The organism is Plantactinospora solaniradicis (assembly GCF_042658085.1).
GTDB lineage: Bacteria > Actinomycetota > Actinomycetes > Mycobacteriales > Micromonosporaceae > Plantactinospora > Plantactinospora solaniradicis.
In genome coordinates, this window is the sequence record NZ_JBHSPR010000021.1 from 1 (window position 1) to 21,809 (window position 21,809).

The window sequence follows — 21,809 nt, forward strand, 5'->3', positions numbered from 1 at the left end:
CCGCACGTCGACCAGCCAGGATCCGCCGGATCGTGCCCGCCCCGACCCGTTGGCCGAGTCACTGTAGTTCGCCTTGGATTCGGCGGTGTCCCCATCGCGGGTTCTACCGGGCCAGGACAGCCGCGGCCGGCCCCGAACCCGCCGACGGAGCACCGGTACCTCATGCCTCAGCACGAGGACCTCGATCAGCAACGCTCTGTCGCCGCGGATCAACAACCCCAGACCGTTGAACAGGCGGATAATCCCCAGGTACAGCAACCGCACGACCATACGGACGATCATCAGTCAGGTCGAGAACTCCCAGCTCACAGCATGTGCGACGAGTTGTGGCACGGTACAGGGGTGAAGGCGATGGCGCGTACGGTGGCGGCGATCTCCGGCCAGCGCCGGTCGGCCGGGTCGGTGGGGAAGCCGAGCAGAGGCGCGATGTGTTTCCAGGCGCGAGGGTGGGCCTGTCGATAGGCCAGCAGAGTTTGGTATGTCTCGGCGGGGGCGAGGAATCGGTGGTCTGGGCGCGGCCATCGGTGCGAGCCGACGCGCACCTCGATGGCGGGTGCGGCCAGAAGATTCTGATACCAGTCGGGGCTGCGGCCCCAGGCGGCGACCACGATGGCTTCAGGTGCAGCGGGGTCGTAGTGCACGGTTTCCACGATGACCTCCCGGCGTTTGCCGGTGCGGCGGCCACGGTGAACCAGATACAGCAGTCGGTGCCCGGCCAGCCAGCCGAGCCGGACGCGGTAGAGCCAGATCGGAGCGCGCAGCAGCATCCGCACGAGGCCGTGGGGTTGGTTGTCGGTCAACGCCACGAGTGCGCACCTTCCATGAATCGGCTGCTAAGGACTACGACTGGACCTGGGCCAACCAATCTACGCGCCGGCTTCGGGCGGCGCACGAACGGTCCGAGCTGGTGCCGCCCCGGCCGGGCCCGCCCCGGCTGCCGCGTGCCTGACCGGGACGCTCAAGCTGGCCTTCCGCCTGCAATGCGCCAGCCTCTGCTGCTGGGGGCGTCGGCTGCGTTATCGGCGGTCGTGGACAACATCCCGTACGTGGCGACGATGAGCCCGATCGTCGGCGAGTTGGTCAACGCCTCGGCGGCAATAGCGAGGCGCGATGGCGGTGCCCTACCTGTGGCTGCGGTTCTTCGCCTTCTGATCTCAAGGCTGCCCGCATCCGATCGGGCGGACCACCTGTAGTTTGCCATCGAGGTTTGTCCCTCGCGCCAGCGAACTTTGTCTCTGTGAGGGCTTCTGCCACTGAAGTTTGTAGGTGTCGGCGGAGTCCGTCGTCCGGCCGGTCAGCTGTGGGTGTTGTTCGAGTTCTTGCGGAAGATGAGGGCTCGGCGGTGGTAGTTCATGCGTTCTAGAACGGCACTGATGTTGGGCTGTGCAGGTAGGTGTCGAGGGAGATCGTTGTGGCGCGGTGATCGCGTGCCCAGGTCTCTGCGCGGTGATCAGGGCGCTGCCGACTCCGCTGCGACGGTGTGGTTCAGCGACGGCCAGGATCTGGACGAAGACCCGTGGGCGGGATAGATCGCGTAGCAGTCGTGTTCGGGGTGAGGAGCGGGTCGTGGAGGCGGGTGACGGGTGGGCCCACCTCGCCGCCGTCGGGCACCTCCTGACCCAGCGCCGACCCGACTTCGACTCCCGCACCTACGGATACGCCAAACTCACCGACCTGGTCTCCGCCACCGGCCTGTTCGAGGTCGACCGCCGTCTGCCCGGCGACGGAAACCCACCGTCGTATACGTCCGCGACCGACGCCAGCCCACACCCGAACGCGCCACCCCAGCGCCTCGGATCATCGACTCGCAGAGCGTCAGGGGCGACGACACAGTAGGTCGGGACACCCGCGGCCTCGGTCCTGCCGGCGCTCCGGCCAGCGTTGTCCCGATCAACGCCTCGATCCGACGCCAACGAATCCTGCACGGCTTGACAATCGGCGCAATCGCCCCGGTTGAGAGACGAGTTCAGGTGCAGAGGGGCGCTACACTGCCGGGTCCGGAAAGGATACGTCCCTGGGATTGGTGATCTGTGCCCATGAGCGACCTGTTCAATTCACCGGTGCTGACGGTTGAGCAGCCCTCCGCTGACCTGCTTTACCAGATCACCGACTCAAAGGAGCGGGTTCTCGCCTCCGTTTCGCAGGTGGTGGGCGCCGAGCCGAGACGTGGGTTGGGACGGCTGTTCAGTTCCGATCCGTACACGTCCCGGGTCGTCGTACGGGTAGCTCGGCAGGACGGGACCCCGCTGTTCTTCGTCGACCGGGCCGAGCGGCAGCAACAACTGCCCGTTCCACCTCCGTGCGCCATCGTGGCGCCGGACGGGCAGATCATTGGTAGATTTGAATACGATACGCGCGCTTGGGCCCAAAGCTGGCTTGATGGTAGGAGCGACTTCCTCGGAGGACAAAGCAGCTTCGTCCAGTCCCAGCAGTTGTTTGATCGGCACCACCGTCCACTGTGCGCCATGACATGGGAAAAAACCCAGGTGGGAGGAAACCTCGAAGGTCCCGTGGGAGGTCGTCACTGTACGTACGCCGACATGAATGGGGTTTCCATCGCCCGGCTGGACGACGAGTCCACGTCATCGAACACGAGATTCACCCTGCAGCTCCAATATCAGTTACCGGAGCCACTGCGTACGCTGGTCATCGCCACGCCCGTGGCACTCGGACTGTGGCCAAGCCGCAGGTGATCATCTAGGCGACCACGATCGACGTCGACGAGATGGAGAGTGTATGGAAAGCCCCTTGCCACAAGATCCGCAAGGGCCCGGGAGAGCGCCGCAGGGTCCGACGCCACAGCCTGACCAGCAGGCCGGAGCGCTGTATCCGGGATATGACGACGTGCATGCGGACCACTACCGGAGGCAGGCGCAGCAGGCGGCGGAAGCGGCCGCGCATCCCGGCTCCGGCAATCCTTTCCACAATCTCCGGAACTGGGGGATGCCCGAGGCAAGGCCCGGGCTGGACAGGCAAGAAAAGGCCCGCTACGACGAGGCGCGGAGCGAGGTCAAACGCAAGATGCTGCGGCTCGCCGGCCTTCTGGCCTTGCTCGCGGTCATCGCCATTCTGTCCCTGATCGGAGCGATCACCTGATGAACCGCGATCCGAGCAGTGGGGCGGCGGCCGATGGCGCTCTCACCCGGCTTCCATCCCCGGGGCGGGGTTGGATACTCGTCGCCGGAGCCTGGTCGCTTCTCCTCACGTCGGGCATGGTGAGCGTACTGGTTGCCGGCGGCTTCGTTGCCGCCGCGGTCGTCGCGCTGGTGGCCGTGGGGTGCCTGACGACGGGATGCTGGTTCCTGGACGCCGGCAGGGCACTGTGGGTGATTCCCACCGGCATCATCCTCGGCGTGCTGAGCTTCCTGGCACTGGTCCGGGTGGGTGACGATTTCCGGCTCTCCGCCGTGGGTAAAACCGTGACGTGCCAGGTTGCCGGGGTGGAGAGCACCACGAGTACGTCGGGCATCGGTTCGAAGAAGACGACAAGTTACACGGACTGGTATTCCATGGCCTGTCCTGAAGGGACCTACCGGCTGGCGGGCGGGCCGAGACTCCGCGAAGGCGAGAGCGCGGAGGTCACCTACGATCCCAGTGGTCGATCAGCACCGGCGATCACCGAGACGATCGAGGTCCCCCGACTCCTCAAGGAAGTCGTGCTCATCTGCCTCCTCTGCGCCGCCGTGCCGATTGCCGCCGCCGGACAGGGCCGGCGCAAGCTCCGGCGGATGCCTCGGCAACCTGCGCCTGGCTCACCGGCAATGCACCTGGATCATGGCGCGGTTCGACAAGCTCCGCCGCCTTACCAGCCCTGGACGTAGGCGGGGGACGGGACAACGGCTTTTCCGGGGGTTCACGGGCTCCCGGCTGGCGCACCGATCCGGGCTAGGGCATCGGCGGCGAGATCGCGGTAGGCCCGGTCGACGGCGATGACGTCCTCGTCGTCGGCCTCCGCGAGGACCCGTTCCGAGTTCACGATCTCCGTCAGCCGAATCGTCGCGGCGCCGGCGGCCGGGCCACCCAGCGCCCGTACCGCCAACATGCCCAGCTCGGTGGCGGAGACAGCGTCGACCACGCGGGGGAGCAGCGCCGGGTCTCCGGTCACCCGGTAGATCACACAGGCGGCCGCGGCCGCGGAGTGACGGGTGTCGAGCAGTGGCTCCAGATACGGGACGGCCGGTAGCGCCGCCGGTCCGAGCGCGAAGAGGCGTCGGGCGACATCCTCGGTCAGTACCGGCACGAAGGTGGCCGCCAGAACCGGGAGTGCCTCCCCGGTGATCTGCCACAACGCCCAGGCCGCGCTCGTACGAACCTGGCCCTCTCCCGTGCCGAGGTGGTCGCGCAGCAGCGGTACCGCGGCGGTCGCGGGGCTGCCGTCCGGTCCATGCTTGTCGGCGGCACCGAGAGCGCCGAGGGTCAACGCAACCTCGGATACGGATGTACGCCGCTCCAGCAACCCGATCAGGTCAGGGATCAGTGGTTCCGCCCGCGTGCCCCAGGTTCGGATCCCAGCGAGCACGCCGTCCAGCGTCCTGCGCTCCATGCTGGCGAGGTGCGCGTGCAGTGGCTCGACCAACTCCGCCGCGTGTCGCGCCATGCCGGCCAGGCACCTGGTCGGATCGGCCAGCGGCTGCGCCAGCGCCGTCGTGAGGGCGGGCAGGCAGCGGGCGTCGCCGGCCCGCGCCAGGGCCTCCAGCGCGCGCCCCGCGGTCCACGGGCTGTCGTCGTCGAGTAGCGGCAGCAGCGCCTCGCCCACCTCGGGCAGTTCCGCGACGGCGGGGCCACCTCGGGCGATCTCGTCGACGACCACCTGCCGGATTCCGCTGTCCCGGACGGGGAACAACCCGGCTAGCGCGGGCAGCAGCCGTACTGGTGCCGCCCGCCAGGTCCGCATGACGGTGCCCGCTCGGCGGGCGGGTGGCCCCTGGTCGGCTTGATCAGCGGTCAACAGGGTCGTGGCCGTCAGCTCGATCAGCGCGGCGGGGTGACTCTCCAGGGCGCCGGTCAGCAGGTCGGCCCGGTCGGTGTCGAGTGTCCAGAATGTGTTGTCGAGCCCCGACCTCCGCGCGTTCAGTTCCTCCTGCAAGGCCGAGAGGAGCCCGTCCGGCAGATTCACGACTCCGCACCACAGGAGTGCCGTCGCTGCGGCGGCCCGTACCTCCCGACTTTGCCCCTCGGCGAGCACGCCGCGCAGCCAGCGAATCGGCGCGTTGTCCCTTGACCGCCAAAGGTGGCCGATGGTGAGGACCAGCGCCGCGGCCGTACCGGGGTCGGGCTCCGCCGCGTACCGAGCCCGCATCGCCGGGTCGAGTTCCGGTACGCGCTCGGGGTAGTCAGCCAGTATCCAGGCCGCGCCAACGCGGATCTCGGGGTCCGGGTGGTCGAGCAGTTCAAGCAGGGTCGGGATTGCGGCCTCGACCGCCGCGCGCCCCTCGCGCGCCCACCGTAGTTCCTCGTCGCCCGCGTCCGTGATGTTGTCGGGTGCCCAGGCGATCGAGGAGAGCAGGGGGATGATCCGGTCCCGTACCCGGTTGGCGGGGTCGGCCGCCAACTCGACCAGGAACGGCACTGCGACCGCCGCGGCCGGAGGCACACGTCTCTGGTGGTGCAGGTTCTGACGGAGTTCTTCCGCCGCGCTCCTAGCCGTGGTGGTATCGGACGAGGCTGCTTGGAGGATCAGGTCGGGAAGGGCTTCGGCGCTGCCGCGTGCCGTCACCAGGGACTCCCAGTCGATCTCGTCCATGCGCAGTCGCAGATCCCGCTGTGGCCACAGCCGTGCCAGGTCCAGCCGCAGCGTCGCCGTCGCGTCCCTCGTGGTCAGCCAGAGTGAAGCATCCGGCCGGAGGGACAGGGCGGTGATCCCGGTACCGAGCCACAGATCGTCCGATGTCAGCCCGGAACGCGCGTCCCGGACCTGGACCAGGCCGTTGGTCCAGGCCACGGCTATCCCCGGGCCGGTCAGCAGTGGCGCCGCGCTCAGCGCGCTGACCGCGGAGCCCTCGCGGGCGGCGTACGGGACCTCGAGCGGTTCGATGTCCGGGGCCCACATCCGGACGGTGCCGCTGGCGTCGCCGGACACCACCACCGTCCTGCCGTTGTCGAGTCGAAGACAGGCGGCCGCGGTCACCGGGGCGTCATGGATGGCACGGCTGCGCGGCTCCGTCCCGTCCATCCGGACATGGACCCGTCCGGACGCGTCGCCAACGACGGCGGTCGACCCGGACTGGTCGAACGCCAGCACGGTCGACCCGGGTATGTCCTCGGGGAAGGTCTGCCCGGACGGCGCCGCCTGGCTGGCTGGCTCGGCGGAAGTAGCCGGTTGGACCGACACCACCTCCCAGCGCCCGCGGGCATCGGCGTCACGTTCGGCAAGGGTGACCGGTCCGACGTCGCGGGTCTGTCCCATGGCGGGGCCTCCGCGCGGCGATTCGATCATGCTCTCGCGCAGGTTCACCCCGAGGGTGGTGGCCACCCGGACCGCCGCCGCGTGGGTGCGGGCCCGGATCACCAGTGGGAAGTCAGCCTCACCCGACTGTGAGTGGTCGATGATCGCGTCCGGTCCACCGTAGGCGAGGCCGTCGATCCCCAACTCCCGCCACGGCAGCAGGCCCATTTCCGGGTACGCGGCCCGGAGCCGAGCGATGATCTCCGGGTCCTTGTCGAGATCATCCTGGTAGAGCCGCACGGTCCAGCCGTAGTGCCCGGGAAGCCGTTCCACAGCCAACTGGAGAAAGAACTCCGAGATCGACCGGGATTGGAGCTGCCAGCCGTCCTCGGTGCTGACCAGCACCCGGGGGTCGCGCCGCGTCGCCTCGGCGGCGAGGTAGCCCCACTCGTTGCAGACCTGGTACTCCGTCTTGAAGACGCAGACCCGCAGGTCGGCGCCGGGACCGACGAAAGGGTTCTCCTCCGGCAGTCCATCGGAGGGGCCGTACCCGGATGGATCGGGCCGCACCGTGGGCGGCCATACCGGATTGGTGAAGTACAGCCGCGGCCGGTGGACGAAAGAGTTGAACGGAAGTTGCCACCACTCGTCCAGCGCTGCGGGCACGGGCAGCGACTCGTCAACCCCGGGCAGAGGGCCCTCCGGGTCTGCCTCGCCGTGCGGCTCCGCCGTGAAGGCCGCCCGGTGCTCGTCCTGCCGCTCACGCGCCCACTCGGGCTCCCCACCCGGCTCGTCATAGCCCCATTCCCGCTGGAAGTCGCGGAGCAGTTCCCACATGGACGCTCGGCCCCGCGCTGCGGCCTGACGCAACCGATCGGCAAACCGTCCGTAATCGACAGGATCGTCCACGCTGACAGGATACGGATGCAGCCAGCCGATTGCGACGAGTACGTCCACGGGGTCTACTTCCGGTGGGCGAGCAACACCCGCGCCCGCACCTCCATCACCGTGTTCGCGCACAACGCCCGCCTGCGGTAACCCTGGGCCGTCGAGCCTTCGTCCGGCAACGGCACCAGGAGGACCACGCGCACCGGGGAATGGGGCGCCCGCTGCGCGCCCGTGACCCGGAGAGCGCCCGGACCCACTGGCAGCGGGCCCTGGGCATCTACACCGAACTCGGGGTTCCCGAGGCCGAGGAGATGCGGTCCCGCCTGGACGAACTACCGACCTGACCGGTCATGCCGGCCACCCCGGGACAGCGGTCCCAGGGTGGCCGACGTACTCAGGGCAGCAGCCAAGCGGAGAAGACGAGCGCAACGACGCCGGCGACCAGCACGGCGAGGCTCGGCCTCGATGTTGCGTGCCGGTAAATGTCAGTGGTCCCGCCAACTAAGTGCGAGCAGGCCGGCGAACTCGCCGACCTGCTCGCCATCATCGTCCTCGACAGCTTCGGCACGTTCGCGATCCGTACCATCAACGGCTGATCCGTTGTGAGCTGGAAGGTTGGGCCCGATCGATTTCGTTGGGCCCAACCTTCCGCTCCCGTATGTCATCCCCTGGTACGACTCCGCTGTGGACACCTCGGAGCTGGGGTTGATGTGCCGTCCGGCTCCCGGTGCGACGCTGGCGGCATGAGCATCAAGCGTCGCTCAATCCTCGTCGGCGGCCTCGTGGCGGTTGCCGCGTCGGCCGTGCCGATTCGAGCCGCACTGGCAGCGGCCACGCCAGCGAAAATTGAACTCACGGTGCCGGAGCCATCGGGACCGTATCCGATCGGTACCACCGAACTCCACCTGGTCCAGCCGGGCCGGCCGGATCCATGGGCACCGGAAATCACCAGGGAACTCATGGTCAGCCTGTGGTATCCGGCGGTGCCGGACCCCAGGTATCCCCGCGCGCCCTACCTTCCATCCGCTCTGGCCGAGCTGTACGAGACCGAAGCCGGTGTGGCGCCCCTCGCGCTTCCGACCGGCCGTATCGACTGGCGCGGCACGCGGACACATGCCCGAGTCGCCGCGCCGGTGCTCGCTCGACCGGGTGGCCATCCGGTGGTGCTGTACTCACCCGGTGGACTCAATTCCCGGGCATTGGGTACGGTCGGGGCCCAGGACCTGGCCAGCCGGGGCTTTGTCGTGGTCACCGTCGACCATCCCGGGGAGGCCGCGGTCGAGTTCCCCGGAAACCGGATCCGGCGCACGCAGGTACCCTTCGACATTACCGACCCCGCCGAGATCGAGAGGGTCAAGGAGCGGTTCATGGCCGCCCGGGAGGCCGATCTTCTATTCGTCCTCGATCAGCTCGAAGTGCTCGCGGCGGGCGGCAATCCGGATGCCGAGCGGCGCGCGTTGCCTCGCGGGCTTGGCCGCGCGATGGATCTCTCGAACGTTGGCATGTTCGGTCACTCCGCCGGTGGCCTCGCCACGGCGCGGGCCATGTACGCCGACCGGCGCATCGACGCCGGGGTGAACATGGACGGCTGGTTCCAGTTCGGCGACAACCACCCGGAACGGGGGTCGGACCGACCGTTCCTGCTACTGGGCGCTCGATCGCATCCCCAGGACCCCGTGCTGCACGGCGAGGTCCGCACGCACCTGACCGAGCCGCTGTGGCGGGTCTTCTGGGACAACTCCACCGGCTGGAAGCTCGACCTGAACGTGCCGAACGGGCAGCACTACACGTTCACCGACGGGCAGTGGTTCCTGCCACAGCTCGCCGGCCCGCTCGGCATCGACACCACCACCGCGATCGGGACGGTCGACCCAACGCGCATCGTCAATGGCCAGAACGATTACCTGGCCGCGTTCTTCGCCCAGCACCTCAAGCGTCAACCGCAGCGGCTCCTGACCGGCCCCTCCCCCGAGTACTCGGATCTCGTCTCGTTCATCCGCTGACCCGCCGCCCGGTGTCCCCGGCCGGACCGAGCGGTCGGGGAGCCCTTGGTGCTTCTTCCGGCTCTCCGGTCGCATGTGTGGGTCGGGGCCGGGTCGGCGACGCACGGGCGATCATCGATGTCGTGGACTCCAAGGAGCCGCCGCGTCGGCTGCTGCTCGGTGGCGACGCCCTGGGGCTCGCGCTGGAGTCGGGCGAGGAACGGCTCGCGGAGGCCCGGCAGTGGGCCGAAGTCAGCCGTTCCACGGATTACCCGGACGCGTCGGCGAGTGCTGCGGCGAAACCCGTCGAGATGACGCGGAACATCTGAGAGGGGTCTGTTGCCTTGGACGAGGCATGTTCGATCAGCTGCATGATCGTTGTGGTCAGCTGAACCGGTACGGTCACCGTCTCGTTCCCGATCTTGGTCTCCGCCGTCGGCGCCTACCCGGCGCCACCGCCACCTTCTTCCGGCTCATCGGTCATCTCTGCGGCAATCGGGTGACCAGGGGGCCACGGCTCGCCGCGACGGCCAGCGACGCGACGAGTAGGCCGGCACCGACCGCGCACAGCAGGCGTACCCCGGTGGTGTGCGCCAGCGACGCCGCTGGCAGGAAGGGGGTCGCCGCCGGCAGTGTGACGCCGCCAGCGACGCCCCAGAACAGGACGGGCCGCGTCCGCCGCGACGGCAGCTCGCCGTAGTACTGGCGCAGCAGCCGCCGCCGGCCGATCTGCACGGCGATGGCCAGCAAACCAGCGCCGCCCAGTACGTGCATGACGTACTCGGTCGTGGGAAGGCCGACCTCGACCCCGGTCCAGGACGAGGTGGCTGGCGGCGCCGAGCAGCGCCGAATACACGGTGATCGGCCACCGATGTTGACTCTTCCCGAGCGAGCCGTAGTCGGGAAGGGCGAGTGGGCCTGCGGCCGGAAGTTGGCTCGCGATTATCGGCGCCGCGCGACGGATAAGCCAGGTTCCGACCAGCGTGACTGGCAGGCACCATCCAACGAGTCCCGGCAGTTGGTGGGAGAACGGCCAAACCGGCAGGCCGGAGCCGTCGAACAGGTATGCCAGGTCCGGCGCCATCGATCCGACCACGAGCGCGACACCGTCGAACCAGCGTGGCCGCCACAGCTTCAGCGGCAGCGCGGCGGCGGGGTGTGACGGGAGGGTCAAGGGCACCCCGAAACGGTAACGACCAACCGTGAAGACCGGGTGCAGCCGTGATGGAGATGCTGGGACGGGCGAGGGCCGTCAAGGTCGGACGGCCAATCGGTGCCCGAGCTGCGCACCGACGCCGATAGTGAAGCTGGCCAGCGAGCGCCTTCAGGACAGCCAACAAGTCGTGCCGAACGAGCCATCGGCGAGGACGTCGCGGACATCCGCTCATCGGCAGTTCCGGACTCCCACCGCCACTCACGCGGGTCACGAGCAGTGACGGCTCCGGCTGAGGGTGGCGCGCACGGTCGGCGGCAGATCCGTGCACTCGATCAAGACGTACAATAGGTGACGCCGCTCGTCCGGTGTGGCCGGTCTGATCAGCTAGTCGTGATCACGCTGAGTATCCTGCCATGCTTCTCCCGTGGATCAGGACTGCGACGGGCTCGACTGGAGTCCCATCGCCTCAGCGCCGGTGCACTCCGCGTTCGCGGGCGTCCTCGCGGGCCTCGTCTTCGCCGGCATCGTGCTGCTGCTGAGCGTGCGCAGCGATCAGGTGCGCAGGACGAATGCCCTGGTCATCTTCGGCAGTTCCTTCCTAGTGCTCGCGTTCGACGCATTCCTGTTCGGTGTCATCGCGGGCGAACGCATATGCGCCCGCGCTTGGACGGAGACGATGCACGCCGCCGGCCTGCTCGGGCTCGGCGCACTCGGGATCTTCGCCGGCATCTGCTGGCTCATCGACACCAGCGACACCACTGCCGGCCGCATGACAAGGTTCTACGTCATCACCACGTACGTCATCGCGATCATCGTCACCTACCACGTCGGCGCGACCGCAGTGGAGTACCTCGAAAGCGTTGCCGCCTACAGCGACACCCCGACGTGGCTGGCTGGCGTTGCCCGCGCCTACGGTTGGCTCCTGCTCGGCTGCATCCTGCTCATCGCCCTAATGTTGGCCGTCCACCGCTCGCGCGACATCGTCCACCGCCGGATCGCCAACCGCTTCGTCACCGCCACCGCGTACGCCTATGTCGCCTGCGTCGTCGTCGCCCTATACGCGGCCGGCGGCGCCGCCGGGTCGGCCGAGGACTGGGCGCGGGTGTCGGCGACGCAATTGGCCTGGAACACGCTTACTGCCCTGGTCTTCCCCGGGATCGCAGTGCTCGCCCAGATTTCCACACTCCCGTCCGGCAGGGACGCATCGGAACCAAACGGTCAGCGATGACCCGTGGCCGGCCGACTGGCGTACCGTCTTCGGCGTAGCCGAGTGCACTCAAATCGGCACGAGCGTGCGTTCGGCAAATAAACGATGGCGCACGGAGAGTGAGGGGGCGCCGCGGTCCAATGCGCCGCTCAGCGGCAAATCCGGGCACCCCACTTGGATCGTCGAGGCGATCGAGGCCGGCTGCGCAGCCCTGAGCTGAGGCGTGGTCACTCCCGGCCGGCGAGTGCCAGGGCGACGTCCAGCTCGTGCTGCTTGGCTGGAGATAGGGTGCCAATCCGCTTGAGCAGCGACTCCTCGCCGACAGTCGTGCCCCAGGTGCAAAAGATCTTCCCGGCCTTGGGCAGTGCCACTCGGACCACGCCGCTCTCCGCCAGGCCCTCCTCGGCTCCGAAGAAGATCTCGATGCCGACGGCTAGTGGGTCCGGCCCGGCCTCCTCGAGGATTCGGCGCCGCTCGTCGACGTCGACCGCCTGCTCGCCGGACATCAGGACGAACCCGAGCTTCTGCGCCGAGGTGGCCGGCTCGACGATCTGCATGGCCAGGAACTCCGGCCCTGCACCTCCCGAAAGCAGCACGACGGGTCGCTTCTCGTCGATCTGAGCCCACCAAACCTCGCCGCGCTCCACATGTCCTCCTCGCGCCCGGCCCGTGTCAGCGCTGCCCACCTGGCTCGCGATGCCATTCCCAGTAAATCAAAGGATGTTCGGGTGCGCGCTCTTCGGCACGTCCGGACGTCGTCGCACCTTGTCAATTCGCGATCGACAGCTACCGACAGTGATGGACGATGAGTCCTACCACGCCCTGACGGCGGCAGATGCGTGCGCTTGGACGACAAGCCCGCGGGACGTCGTGCCGCGCGAGCCAGTCGTCATCTTTGATGATCATGCGATTACGGGGTCAGCACAATTCTTCCGAAGACCTCACCAGCCTCCATCTTCTGGTGCGCCAGCGCGGCGTGCTCCAGCGGCAGCACGTCGTGCACCACCGTCTGGAGCTGGCCGCGACCCGCGGCAGCGAACTGCTCCATCCTCACCGCACGTCGAGCGGGCTCGGCTACCGTCGCGGCACTGAAGGTGGCGAAGGACATCGACTTCTGGAAGGAGGCCATCAACCTCGTGCCGAAGTCCGCCGGCGGCTGGCCCCCGACGGCGCCGACAACCACAAGTCGACCCTCAGGTTTAAGCCTGTCAAAGAACGAAGGCATGCCTGCACCTGCTACCACGTCGATGATGACGTCGTAGACCGTGGGATCGTCCGGGCCTCCTTCGCCGAAGCGGTCCAGCACGTGGGTCGCACCGAGGTCGTGCAATCGACGACCACGCTCAGGGGAGGAGGTGGTGACTGCCACAGCGCTGGCACCGCCAAGAGCCGCGAGTTGGACCGTCATGATCCCGATGCTGCCGGCCGCGCCGCGCACCAGCACGGCCTCGCCCGACGAGAAGTGAGCGTGGGAGAGACCGAAGTGGGCCACGACTCCGGCGCTTCCGAGCGTCACGGCGTCGATGGCAGAGAGGCCCGCCGGGAGGGGCACGACTTCTCCGATCGGCGCGATCGCCTGCTCGACATAGCCGCCGCCCGTGCCGGTGAACGCCCACACGCGCTGCCCGACCCATGCGGGGTCGACGCCCTCGCCCACCGCGGTCACCGTCCCCGCGACCTCGCCGCCCGGAATATGACCCTTTCGGTAGCCGTAGGCAGCGAGAGCACCGCTTCGGATCATGATGTCGACGCCTCCGACGCCAATCGCCTCACTGGCGATCAGTACCTGTCCCTGAGCGGGAACCGGGCCGCGGATGTCGATGACTGCCAGCCCTTCGGGACCGCCGAACTCGTTGATCGCGACTGCCTTCACTTTCATTCCTCTTCGTGAGCTAAGTCAAAGCCGCCGTAAAGCGACCCCTGGCTGCTCCGGACGTTAGCGGACGCCGGCGTCCGGTTAGCTAAAATGAGAGAGTGCTCGATCGTTTGCCTCAGAACCTGCGCTCGGACGCGCTAGACAATCGTGAGCGCATCCTCACTGCGGCTCGGGCGGTGTTCGCCGCTGAAGGCCTGGACGTGCCGATGCGCGAGATAGCCCGGCACGCCGGGGTCGGCCCCGCGACCCTCTACCGCCACTTCCCCACTAAGCAGGCGCTGGCCACCGAGGCCCTCGCAGAGCAGATGTACGCGTGCCACGCCGTCGTCGAGGAAGGGCTCGCCGACCCTGATCCGTGGCACGGCTTGTGCCTCGTGATCGAGAAACTCTTCGAGCTGCACGCCCGAAGCCGGGGGTTCACCACCGCGTTCACCTCGGCCTTCCCGCACGCACTGGATCTCGCCGCGATACGCGCACAGGCGCTCACCTCGCTCGCCGAGCTCGCGCGCCGCGCCAAGGACACGGGCCACCTGCGGCCCGATTTCGTCCTGGACGACCTCATGCTCATGCTGATGGCCAACGGCGGCCTGTATGGCACATCGACAAACGCCCGAGTCGCTGCCTCCAGCCGCTTCGCCGCGCTCGCGATTCGAGCGTTCCGTGCTTGATCGGCACTCACCGCGAGCCCTATGGTTCGATCGGGTTCTCTCAGGAAGGCGATTTAAGGTCTATATGGCCCCGCGTCGTGGCCGTTAGCGCTTTCATCGGCATGATCGGACGCCGCGTGCCAGCCGTACGCCGCCACGCTCTGTGGCCCGTGCGCAGCCGGCCGCCGCGCGTGCACTGCGGCATGTGCGCGCACGTTCGGTGAGGCTTGCCAAGCTCATCGACCATTGAGCTATGGATGCAATCGGCCCACTCGTTGGAGTTGTTCTTGGCGGCCTCTTGGTACTGGTTGGCGACTTCATTCGCCGCCGGGTTGAGTGGCAGCGCGAACTCGTCAAGAGCCTGGTCACCAGCGGGACCGACCTCGTAGTGATGCTGCACCGTACCGTAGGCGATCTTGCTGAGGCCCGGGAAACTGGGGCGGCAGTATCGAATCCCGACGCTGGCCGGTCGGAGCGGCTGCAGGTGTATAGCCGGTTCTATGCAAACCCCGGCAGTTGGGCTTTGCGTGCACAGGTGGACCAGATCGTAGGTGCCCATCGAGGACTCAGGGCGGCGCATAACGTGCCGCAAGATGACTGGGACAAGGCCATATCGAGGTACTTTAGATCCGTTGAAGCCTTCGAATTGGAGCTGCATCGGGCTGTGATCCGAGGCCGACCGCCCCGCGATCCCAAGATTCAGCTGCCGCCTTCGCAGCCGCCTGCAAACCTAGGCGTTCGCCCGCCCGAAACCGGCGGCGGTTGACGGTCTGGCGAGTAGCCCTCAACGTCCGCTCATCGGCTACGGGCGTGCGTCTGACGAGCTGAATGACGGCGTACGGAGAGTAACGGGCCGCCACTGTTCGGCGCGCGGTCGGCGGCAGATCCGGACGTTTGACGGACCCACAGCCCACGAGCCTGCGGCCTCGTATACCGAGTTACGTGTCATCCTCGGCTAACGTGACATCCTCTGGTGCGACGTCCAGGTCGCCTTCGCCGTTGGGGTGCTTGACGCGGTACCGCCGAAGCGGCCCCGGCACCGACAACCCGTACGTGCTACTGACGACGGTGGTCACGGCACCGGCGAACTCTCCGGTGAGCAGCCGCACCTGCACGCCTGGAGAGTAGCCGGCCGACCCGGCCAGCGGTGGCACGGCGGGATCCCGCCAGTGCGGTCCGGGCTCACGCGCTGATACGAGCAGCTCGCCTGGCCGGTATTCGTCCGCGTCCAGCTGTATGCCGTAGCCGACGCGGCAAAGCCGGATGTGCCCACCGGCAGGGAGGCCGCTGCAGATGGTGATCGGCGTCCTGGCGCGACGCCGCGCCCGTTCGGCGGCTACTTCTGATCTTGGTCGAGGTTGGCCTCATGAGTCAGATAACTGGCTGAGCCGGGGTCGGTGGCGGGTGCGGGCCGGGGCGGGCAGAGCACGGCCACGGCGATGGCTGCTGTTATCGCCGCCCCGGCGGGGTAGGCCATGCCGCCAAAATCGTCGGTGGGCACCAGGCCATGCCAGAACGGCGAGTCAGGCACGGCCGTGTCGGACAGTGTGCCCAGGTATTGCAGACTACCGAGCAGCCAGGCGGGGATCAGCAAGACGAGACCGCCGATGGCGGTGGTGGCAGCGAGAAAGGCTGCCAACGGACGGTGCTCGAGACGGCGGCTGGCCCAGCCGGCTAGCAGCCATCCAGCCAGCATGCCGAGCAGGCCGACGGCGAGCGTCGAACCGGTGAGCCAGCGTGGTTCCGCCCGGTAGATCGAGACCCTGAGCCCGCCTTCGGCGTACGCTGCGTCGAAGTAGTCCTCGAACCGCAGCACGAGTGCGTCGTTGCGTGCGATCAACGCCTGCGAGTTGTTTTGCCGGGCGCCGGTTTCGATGTCGGTCGGGCTGGTCGAGTAGGTGTCGGTGACGGTCCAGCCGGCCGCCTCCAAGCGTTGCTGCAGGCCGGCTAGATAGGCGTCGACGTCCTCGGTCGCAGGCGTTCGATCGGTGCTGTAGCTGACCGACGCCGCATCGGTCTCACCACCGTTGTTGCGGAAAGGGTCGTCCGACCTTTCGTACCACTGTGCCGATAAGCCTGGGGTGAGCATCTCGGCGAGCTGAGTCCACGCTGCGCCGGTTGGGAGCGCCGGCGCCGCCTCCCAACCAATACGGTTCGCCAGCGACGCGCTCAGAAAGCCGGAGAAGATTGAGGCGAAGATTGCCAGCACGACCACGCCCCTGCTGAGTGGGCGACCGAGTCGGGCCCGCATGCCTTGCCGAAGCAGGTTGAGCGTCTCAATAGGGCCAGGCCGGACGTGTCCGGCCTCGGCGGCCATGAGCAGCGTGTCTGCCAGTTCTCCGCGACGTGAGCCCTTCGGGTAGACGCGCAGCAGCAGGCGATATGGGGTGGCGAGGCGGCGGCTCATGCGAACGCCGGGCCAGGCCGCGAGGCGTTCAGCAGCCGCGATGCGGTGCTAGCGTTGCGGGCCAGCCGCGCTGTCTCCTCAGCGAGTGCCGCCGCGCCGCCGTCGGTGAGGCGGTAGTAGCGCCGAGGACGCCCTTCAACGGTTTCCTCTCTGTCGATCGCGACCAGTCCTTGGGCGGCTAACCGGTCCAGCGCCGCGTAGAGGGTGCCGGCCTGCAACCTGACCTGGCCTTCGGAGAGTGCCTCGGCCGTCTGGATCACGCCGTACCCGTGCCGTGGTTGATCGACCAGCGCGGTCAGGATCCAGAACGTCGGTTCTCGCATGGCCTTCGACATGACCGCCAATATAAAGATTATCTGACTATGGTGCAACGGCGCTGGTGCCGCGCCGGCCGGGGCGCTTACATCGCCCGCTTGCAGTCCCGAGCCACGCGACGAGGACGGCAGACCCGAACAAGCCACACGAGCACCCTCCGGTGGCCGGAGGAAGCACGAACGGCCACTGCACCGCCGGGCAACGCCGCTATCGCAACGTCCCGAAGAGCGCGCACGTCGGCTACTGGCTCGCGGCCGCCGTTCATCCGGTGGTACCGGTTGTTGGCGTCGCGCTGGGGCAGGCTGGGGTCCGACGGTGATCGGCGACACGACTGTCTCGATGCGACCACCTCCGACGGATCAGGTGAGCGCACATCGGCATGTCCGGATGCCTGCGATCTTCGCGGACCGCTACGCCCTGTGACGGCTACACCTCTGTTCTCGCGCGCACATCGCGGCTACCTGTTGACTGGTGGTACGACCGCAGCCCGGCCAGGCTTGGTCGAGGTGACCGGTGGGGTCGCTCTCATCGCGGCTGCCCACCGCAGGTTGGTGTGGCTCTCGTCTGGCGTGCGTCCCGGCGGTCACCGCAGCGGTGAGAGGCTCGAGACCTCCGATCTCCAGAAGCGTCAAGTAGTGGGTCGTCCGTCGTGCGACGAACTCGAAAATTTTGCCGTTGGCGGCGAGCGGCTGCGGCATGCCGGTGAACCGGTGAACGCCGACGGAGAACAGCACGTCGTCGGGTGCGGCGTGCCAGCGGGGAGCTGGGTTTGGTGTAAGGGTTGTGCCAGGCGTACCAATCCTTGCCGTCGTTCATGTGCGGTAAGCCTGCCAGTCTCATCTCGCAGCGGCTGGCGCGGGCGTGGCGCTCGTCGGGAAGGCCTTATCGGGTTGGTAGAGCTGACCCGTTGCCAGGCAGTGGTGAAGGCAGCCAAGCAGCCGGTTGAACAGATGCCGTAGCGCTGCGGGATGCCGGTCGCCGCGGTCCCGGCGGTGGTGATAGTGGAGTTTGGCCGGTTCGGCGTGAGTGGCGGCGACGAAGGCCCAGACGAACCCGGCGGCAGCGAGCCGGTCGTTCTTGATCCGGCGGTGGGTGATCGAAATACTCCGGCCAGACGCCCGGGTGACCGGCGCCGAGCCGGCGTAGGCCTTGACCGCGCGGGCGTCGGCGAAGCGGCTGCGGTCGTCGCCGAGCTCGGCAAGTACGCGGGCGCCGGTGAGGTCACCGAGACCGGGGAAGCTGGTGATGATCTCGTAGTCCGGGTGCTGTGCAAACGCTTCGGCGCAGGCTTCACCGAGCTGGCCGACATTGGTGCAGGCGGTGTCGAGCGCTGCGAGCAGGGCCAGGGCGGCAGCGCCCATAGCGCCCTCGACGAGTGGCTGCTGGCGCAGATGCGGCACCCGCAGCGCGACGTGCAGCTCGTTGCTGAGCTCGTCAACGCCGCGTTTGCGGCCGCCGCGGCGCAGAGCGGCCGCGATTCGTGTCTTGGTCAGTTTCGTGGCTGCGGCCGGGGTCAGCGCGATCGCCAGCACCGCGCGGGCATCCGCGCTGACCAGGAAGTCCTTGCGCTTGGCGGAAGGCGTCGAGGAACGCCGGGTAGTACTCGCGCAGCAGCGAACGCAGTTCGTTGGATGCCTTGGTGCGCCGCCAGGTGGCGTCCTGATGTGCGCGCGCCAGCACAGCGATGGCGCGGGCGAGGTCGGTGTCGGCGGGCAGGGTGCGGTGGATGTGGGCATCGGTGCGCAGGATGTTGGCCAGCACGACCGCGTCGGCGTGGTCGGACTTGCTGCGCGCGACGGTGTGCCGGTCGCGGTAGCGGGCCACCGCCATCGGGTTGATGGCATAGACCGGTCGGCCGGTGGCACGCAGCGCCGCGACCAGCAAACCGCGGGGTGTCTCGATCGCTACCGGAATTGGCGCGTGGGCACTGTCGCCGGCGGCGGCGAGCATGTCGAGGAGCTGCTGTCAGCCCTCCAGCGTTTCGTGGATTCTTTTCTTCGCGACGAGCTTGCCGTGCTCGTCGACCAGAGCGACGTCGTGGTGCCGTTCGGCCCGGTCGATGCCGCAGAACACCTTGCCCAAAGTCTTCTCCCGCGTGTCCGAGGTTATGTTCTCCCAGTTCAGTGCCCGTGGCGGGAACGCGCGGCGCCCTGATAGCGAGGCTCATGGCCTACCCTCCGATTAGCCGTGTCGCGATCCCAGCGACCAGCGCGTCCCCGGTCTTCGTGCAGAGCTCGGCGGCTCTCAATCAGCGAGGAGTACGTCGTGCTGGCGGGCTCGAACCACGACAAGACATAGACCCATCGACCAGACGGACGACATCCGATCTGTCCGTCAACAAGGCTTGTTCGGTGCCTTGCCCCTCCCGGTCTTGAGCGAGGACTGCATGTCCGGAGGGGACTCAGGTGATCGAGGCAAGGCACCGAGAACAGCCCACCGCCCACTGCGGCGCCCGTCTTACCGGAGGCGTCATCACACCGGAAACGTGTTAGGCATCCCGTGCTGCGGCGGATCGTTCGAGAGCTATTACGAGCTCGTGCGCAATAGGACGGTCGGTGGCGTCGATCCGGCGTGAGTGATGATCTTCGGGTGTCGATCCGGTGGGCTCGTCGTGTGTTCAGTCATCCCGCTTTCACCTTGATCTCCCGACGGCCGTGATCGCACCCGATCACCCATGGCTGGAAGGAGCGACGCTCCCACGGCCCCTGCCCCGATTCCCGGTGGCGCACCTCAACCCCATTCAGCCCCGCACGCGGGGCGGGAGGTGCCTGCCATGTTCCGCCGCAATGTCTACCGCATCCTCACGATCACGATCACGGTCCCGGTCCTGGCGGCCGTGATCGGCTCGGCCCCGGCGTTCGCGGCCGAGCCGCAGATCTTGGCCGCCCCCTACCCGCTACCGGTGATCATCGGCCGCATCACGGCCTGGACCGTCGGGCTGCTGGTCGCGGTCGCGACCTTGTTCCTGACCATTGGTGGCCTGCGTCGTGTGGCCGCCGGAGGCGACCCGACCGAGATCGAGAAGTCCAACTCCGCGTTCAAGAACGCCCTCCTCGGCTACGCGCTGGCAGTCCTCGCGCCGATCCTGCTCGCGATCGTGCAGGGCTGGATCGGGGCGAAGTAGTGGGTGACTGGTTCACCGGTCAGCTCATCGGCCCCATCCTCCAGTGGTTCGCCGAAACGGTGATCGGCGCGCTGAACGCCCTGTGGGAACTGCTGTCGGTCACCGCGTTCGTCACCACCTTGCCGCAGGTCACCACGTTCGCCAGCACATCGCTGGGCATCGTGAACGTCTGCTACGTGCTGGCGATTCTGTGGGCGGCCATCCTGGTGATGGGCCGCGACACCATCCAATCCCGGGTCGGGCCAGGCGAGCTGATCCCTCGCCTGGTCATCGGCCTGATTGCCGCCAACTTCGCCATCCCGATCTGTTCCACCATCATCGACCTGTCCAACGCGTTGACCGCCGCGTTGACCGACCAGGACATCACCGCGCCCGGCTCGATGCAGCAGCTGCGTGACACCGCAGTCGGCGCGTTGAGCGGCCAGACCGGGGCGACCGCGGGCAGCTTCCTGCTGCTGCTCATCGGCCTGCTGATCGCCGTGCTCACCGGCACCCTCCTCGTGCAGTGGATCGTCCGGCTCGGGTTCCTCGTCATCGCCGTCGGCATCTCACCGATCGCCCTGGCGCTGCACGGAACCGAACAGACCGAAGGCGGCGCCAAGCTGTGGTGGCGCGCGATCCTCGGCACGAACGGCATCGTGGTCCTGCAGGCGGTCGCCCTACACACCACGCTGAAGGTCTTCCTCACTCCCGACAGCAACCTGGCCGTGCTCGGCCTGCCGATACCCACCGGCGACCCGGCCGCGATCATGAACCTGCTCATCGTCGTGTGCCTGCTGTGGGGCATCGTCAAGATCCCCAAACTGATAAGCCGCTACGTCACCCGCATCCCGCCGAACCCGATGGGCATGATCCTGCGCGTCGTGCCCGTGCAGCAACTGACCCGCGGAATCTCCCGTGCGTTCAGCGGCAGCCGGAGCGCCGCACGGGCCGCCGGCCACGCCAGCGGCCGCGCGGCCGGCGCCGGCGGAGCGAACCGGCCGTGGCCGGTGCAATCGGGTGGCGGAGCCGGTGGCCAATCTCGCTCTGGCGGTTCCGCGCCCCGACCACTGCCACCACCCTCGGGTGCGGGCCCCGGCCGCACCGGCACCGCCTACCCGACCGGCCGCACCGTGCGCCCCTACACCCGCGGCGAAATCGCCGGCGGCGTCGACCCCTACACGCAAACCGTGCCGAAACGCGCCGCGTCAACGGCTCCCCGCTCGACACGGCCACCGATCCGGGCCGCTGGCGTCGTCCCGGATCCACCGCGGTCAGGACCCCCACGATCGGTCCCGCCCGGGGTCACCCCGGCGACCGCGATGCCTCGTACCCGGCCGGTACGCCCACCGGTCAGAGACGAATGGCACCGACCCAACCACACACGCTGACCTGCACCATCACCTCGCCACCCAAAGAACCTCTCGTCCAACGCGGGGACATCCCCACCGGCGCAGTGACGGGCAGCACCTACCGACCCAACTCGGAAGGGAAACCAGATGACAGCGCCACAGGACACCACTGACGAAGCGATGACCGAGCCGCCACCCCTCAACTTCGCGACCGACGGCGCCGACATCGTCGCGATCGCCTGGCCGACGCGACGTCCGATCTACGCCTACACCCGGGAGGAGATCGCCGAAGGCGTCGACGTCTACACCCGGGCGATGAAAGCCCGCGCCGCTGCTGCGCGAGCGGTCGGAGGCGACGATGCGCCCGAGTGATGACGTCACCCCGCACGGCCGAATCCCGACGGGCGCTTCGTACTGCCCTGTCTGCGATTGTTGTTGGGGTTTGTTGGAGCTCGATGCTCTGCTGCTCGGTGCAGGCGTGGGCGCATGTT

Annotated in this window: 21 protein-coding genes and 3 pseudogenes; 13 read left to right on the forward strand and 11 right to left on the reverse strand. The window is 68.0% G+C overall.

The genetic code is table 11. The features are described from left to right. Both ACFP2T_RS27000 and ACFP2T_RS27005 read right to left on the reverse strand, forming a co-directional pair. A pseudogene (locus ACFP2T_RS27000) lies at nt 1–270 on the reverse strand (hypothetical protein); the annotation flags it as partial. Nucleotides 271–305: 35 nt separating this feature from the next. Then, on the reverse strand, nt 306–806 hold the full coding sequence (locus ACFP2T_RS27005) for a nitroreductase family deazaflavin-dependent oxidoreductase (RefSeq protein ID WP_377426269.1): 501 nt from the start codon (nt 804–806) through the stop codon (nt 306–308). A 760-nt stretch (nt 807–1,566) separates the two neighbouring features. On the opposite strand from ACFP2T_RS27005, the gene ACFP2T_RS27010 reads away from it, so the two are divergent. The 4 genes from ACFP2T_RS27010 to ACFP2T_RS27025 all read left to right on the forward strand — a co-directional run bounded on the left by ACFP2T_RS27010 (nt 1,567) and on the right by ACFP2T_RS27025 (nt 3,821). After that, complete coding sequence (locus ACFP2T_RS27010; RefSeq protein ID WP_377426272.1) at nt 1,567–1,836, forward strand: OST-HTH/LOTUS domain-containing protein; 270 nt, start codon at nt 1,567–1,569, stop codon at nt 1,834–1,836. Between the two features lie 200 nt (nt 1,837–2,036). Beyond that, nucleotides 2,037–2,693, forward strand: coding sequence for a hypothetical protein (locus tag ACFP2T_RS27015; protein ID WP_377426274.1), 657 nt, complete (start codon nt 2,037–2,039; stop codon nt 2,691–2,693). A 43-nt stretch (nt 2,694–2,736) separates the two neighbouring features. Further along, entirely contained in the window at nt 2,737–3,096 is a 360-nt protein-coding gene (locus ACFP2T_RS27020) for a hypothetical protein (protein WP_377426277.1), read from the forward strand. A gap of 116 nt (nt 3,097–3,212) precedes the next feature. After that, entirely contained in the window at nt 3,213–3,821 is a 609-nt protein-coding gene (locus tag ACFP2T_RS27025; RefSeq protein WP_377426280.1) for a hypothetical protein, read from the forward strand. Between the two features lie 32 nt (nt 3,822–3,853). On the opposite strand, the gene ACFP2T_RS27030 is transcribed toward ACFP2T_RS27025, so the two are convergent. Next, nucleotides 3,854–7,222: a hypothetical protein gene (locus tag ACFP2T_RS27030; protein ID WP_377426282.1), complete on the reverse strand. Its 3,369-nt coding sequence runs from the start codon at nt 7,220–7,222 to the stop codon at nt 3,854–3,856. A gap of 260 nt (nt 7,223–7,482) precedes the next feature. Here ACFP2T_RS27030 and ACFP2T_RS27035 point away from each other — a divergent pair, with 260 nt between their 5' ends. The 3 genes from ACFP2T_RS27035 (at nt 7,483) to ACFP2T_RS27045 (ending at nt 9,584) form a co-directional block, all read left to right on the forward strand. Next, nucleotides 7,483–7,617: a hypothetical protein gene (locus ACFP2T_RS27035; RefSeq protein WP_377426286.1), complete on the forward strand. Its 135-nt coding sequence runs from the start codon at nt 7,483–7,485 to the stop codon at nt 7,615–7,617. A 399-nt stretch (nt 7,618–8,016) separates the two neighbouring features. Beyond that, on the forward strand, nt 8,017–9,276 hold the full coding sequence (locus ACFP2T_RS27040) for an alpha/beta hydrolase family protein (protein ID WP_377426288.1): 1,260 nt from the start codon (nt 8,017–8,019) through the stop codon (nt 9,274–9,276). Between the two features lie 122 nt (nt 9,277–9,398). Further along, nucleotides 9,399–9,584 (forward strand): hypothetical protein, encoded by a 186-nt coding sequence (locus ACFP2T_RS27045; protein ID WP_377426290.1) that lies wholly within the window; start codon nt 9,399–9,401, stop codon nt 9,582–9,584. A gap of 151 nt (nt 9,585–9,735) precedes the next feature. Here ACFP2T_RS27045 and ACFP2T_RS27050 read toward each other — a convergent pair whose 3' ends face one another. Both ACFP2T_RS27050 and ACFP2T_RS27055 read right to left on the reverse strand, forming a co-directional pair. After that, on the reverse strand, nt 9,736–10,029 hold the full coding sequence (locus tag ACFP2T_RS27050; protein WP_377426390.1) for a hypothetical protein: 294 nt from the start codon (nt 10,027–10,029) through the stop codon (nt 9,736–9,738). A gap of 49 nt (nt 10,030–10,078) precedes the next feature. Then, nucleotides 10,079–10,435: pseudogene (locus tag ACFP2T_RS27055) on the reverse strand (DUF4184 family protein); the annotation flags it as partial. A 400-nt stretch (nt 10,436–10,835) separates the two neighbouring features. Here ACFP2T_RS27055 and ACFP2T_RS27060 point away from each other — a divergent pair. Beyond that, complete coding sequence (locus ACFP2T_RS27060; protein ID WP_377426291.1) at nt 10,836–11,639, forward strand: hypothetical protein; 804 nt, start codon at nt 10,836–10,838, stop codon at nt 11,637–11,639. A 206-nt stretch (nt 11,640–11,845) separates the two neighbouring features. Here ACFP2T_RS27060 and ACFP2T_RS27065 read toward each other — a convergent pair whose 3' ends face one another. Next, complete coding sequence (locus ACFP2T_RS27065) at nt 11,846–12,265, reverse strand: hypothetical protein (RefSeq protein WP_377426293.1); 420 nt, start codon at nt 12,263–12,265, stop codon at nt 11,846–11,848. A 263-nt stretch (nt 12,266–12,528) separates the two neighbouring features. Further along, complete coding sequence (locus ACFP2T_RS27070; protein WP_377426295.1) at nt 12,529–13,497, reverse strand: zinc-binding dehydrogenase; 969 nt, start codon at nt 13,495–13,497, stop codon at nt 12,529–12,531. Between the two features lie 95 nt (nt 13,498–13,592). Here ACFP2T_RS27070 and ACFP2T_RS27075 point away from each other — a divergent pair, with 95 nt between their 5' ends. Continuing rightward, the gene (locus ACFP2T_RS27075; protein WP_377426297.1) at nt 13,593–14,162 is read left to right on the forward strand and encodes a TetR/AcrR family transcriptional regulator; all 570 of its coding nucleotides are present in this window, start codon (nt 13,593–13,595) and stop codon (nt 14,160–14,162) included. A 232-nt stretch (nt 14,163–14,394) separates the two neighbouring features. After that, entirely contained in the window at nt 14,395–14,907 is a 513-nt protein-coding gene (locus ACFP2T_RS27080) for a hypothetical protein (protein ID WP_377426299.1), read from the forward strand. 172 nt (nt 14,908–15,079) lie between these two features. On the opposite strand, the gene ACFP2T_RS27085 is transcribed toward ACFP2T_RS27080, so the two are convergent. The 4 genes and pseudogenes from ACFP2T_RS27085 to ACFP2T_RS27100 form a co-directional block, all read right to left on the reverse strand. Continuing rightward, nucleotides 15,080–15,256 (reverse strand): hypothetical protein, encoded by a 177-nt coding sequence (locus ACFP2T_RS27085; RefSeq protein WP_377426301.1) that lies wholly within the window; start codon nt 15,254–15,256, stop codon nt 15,080–15,082. Between the two features lie 221 nt (nt 15,257–15,477). Continuing rightward, nucleotides 15,478–16,548, reverse strand: coding sequence for a hypothetical protein (locus tag ACFP2T_RS27090; RefSeq protein ID WP_377426302.1), 1,071 nt, complete (start codon nt 16,546–16,548; stop codon nt 15,478–15,480). Next, nucleotides 16,545–16,883 (reverse strand): PadR family transcriptional regulator, encoded by a 339-nt coding sequence (locus ACFP2T_RS27095; RefSeq protein ID WP_243707954.1) that lies wholly within the window; start codon nt 16,881–16,883, stop codon nt 16,545–16,547. Before ACFP2T_RS27095 ends, ACFP2T_RS27090 begins: the two co-directional genes overlap by 4 nt. Nucleotides 16,884–17,699: 816 nt before the next feature. Continuing rightward, a pseudogene (locus ACFP2T_RS27100) lies at nt 17,700–18,945 on the reverse strand (IS110 family RNA-guided transposase). Between the two features lie 691 nt (nt 18,946–19,636). Here ACFP2T_RS27100 and ACFP2T_RS27105 point away from each other — a divergent pair. The 3 genes from ACFP2T_RS27105 to ACFP2T_RS27115 all read left to right on the forward strand — a co-directional run bounded on the left by ACFP2T_RS27105 (nt 19,637) and on the right by ACFP2T_RS27115 (nt 21,690). Next, entirely contained in the window at nt 19,637–19,987 is a 351-nt protein-coding gene (locus ACFP2T_RS27105; RefSeq protein WP_377426304.1) for a hypothetical protein, read from the forward strand. Next, nucleotides 19,987–21,357 carry a hypothetical protein gene (locus ACFP2T_RS27110; protein ID WP_377426307.1) on the forward strand — a complete coding sequence of 457 codons (1,371 nt, stop codon included), beginning with the start codon at nt 19,987–19,989 and terminating at the stop codon, nt 21,355–21,357. Before ACFP2T_RS27105 ends, ACFP2T_RS27110 begins: the two co-directional genes overlap by 1 nt. 108 nt (nt 21,358–21,465) lie before the next feature. Further along, complete coding sequence (locus ACFP2T_RS27115) at nt 21,466–21,690, forward strand: hypothetical protein (RefSeq protein WP_377426308.1); 225 nt, start codon at nt 21,466–21,468, stop codon at nt 21,688–21,690. The last annotated feature ends 119 nt before the right edge of the window (nt 21,691–21,809 follow it).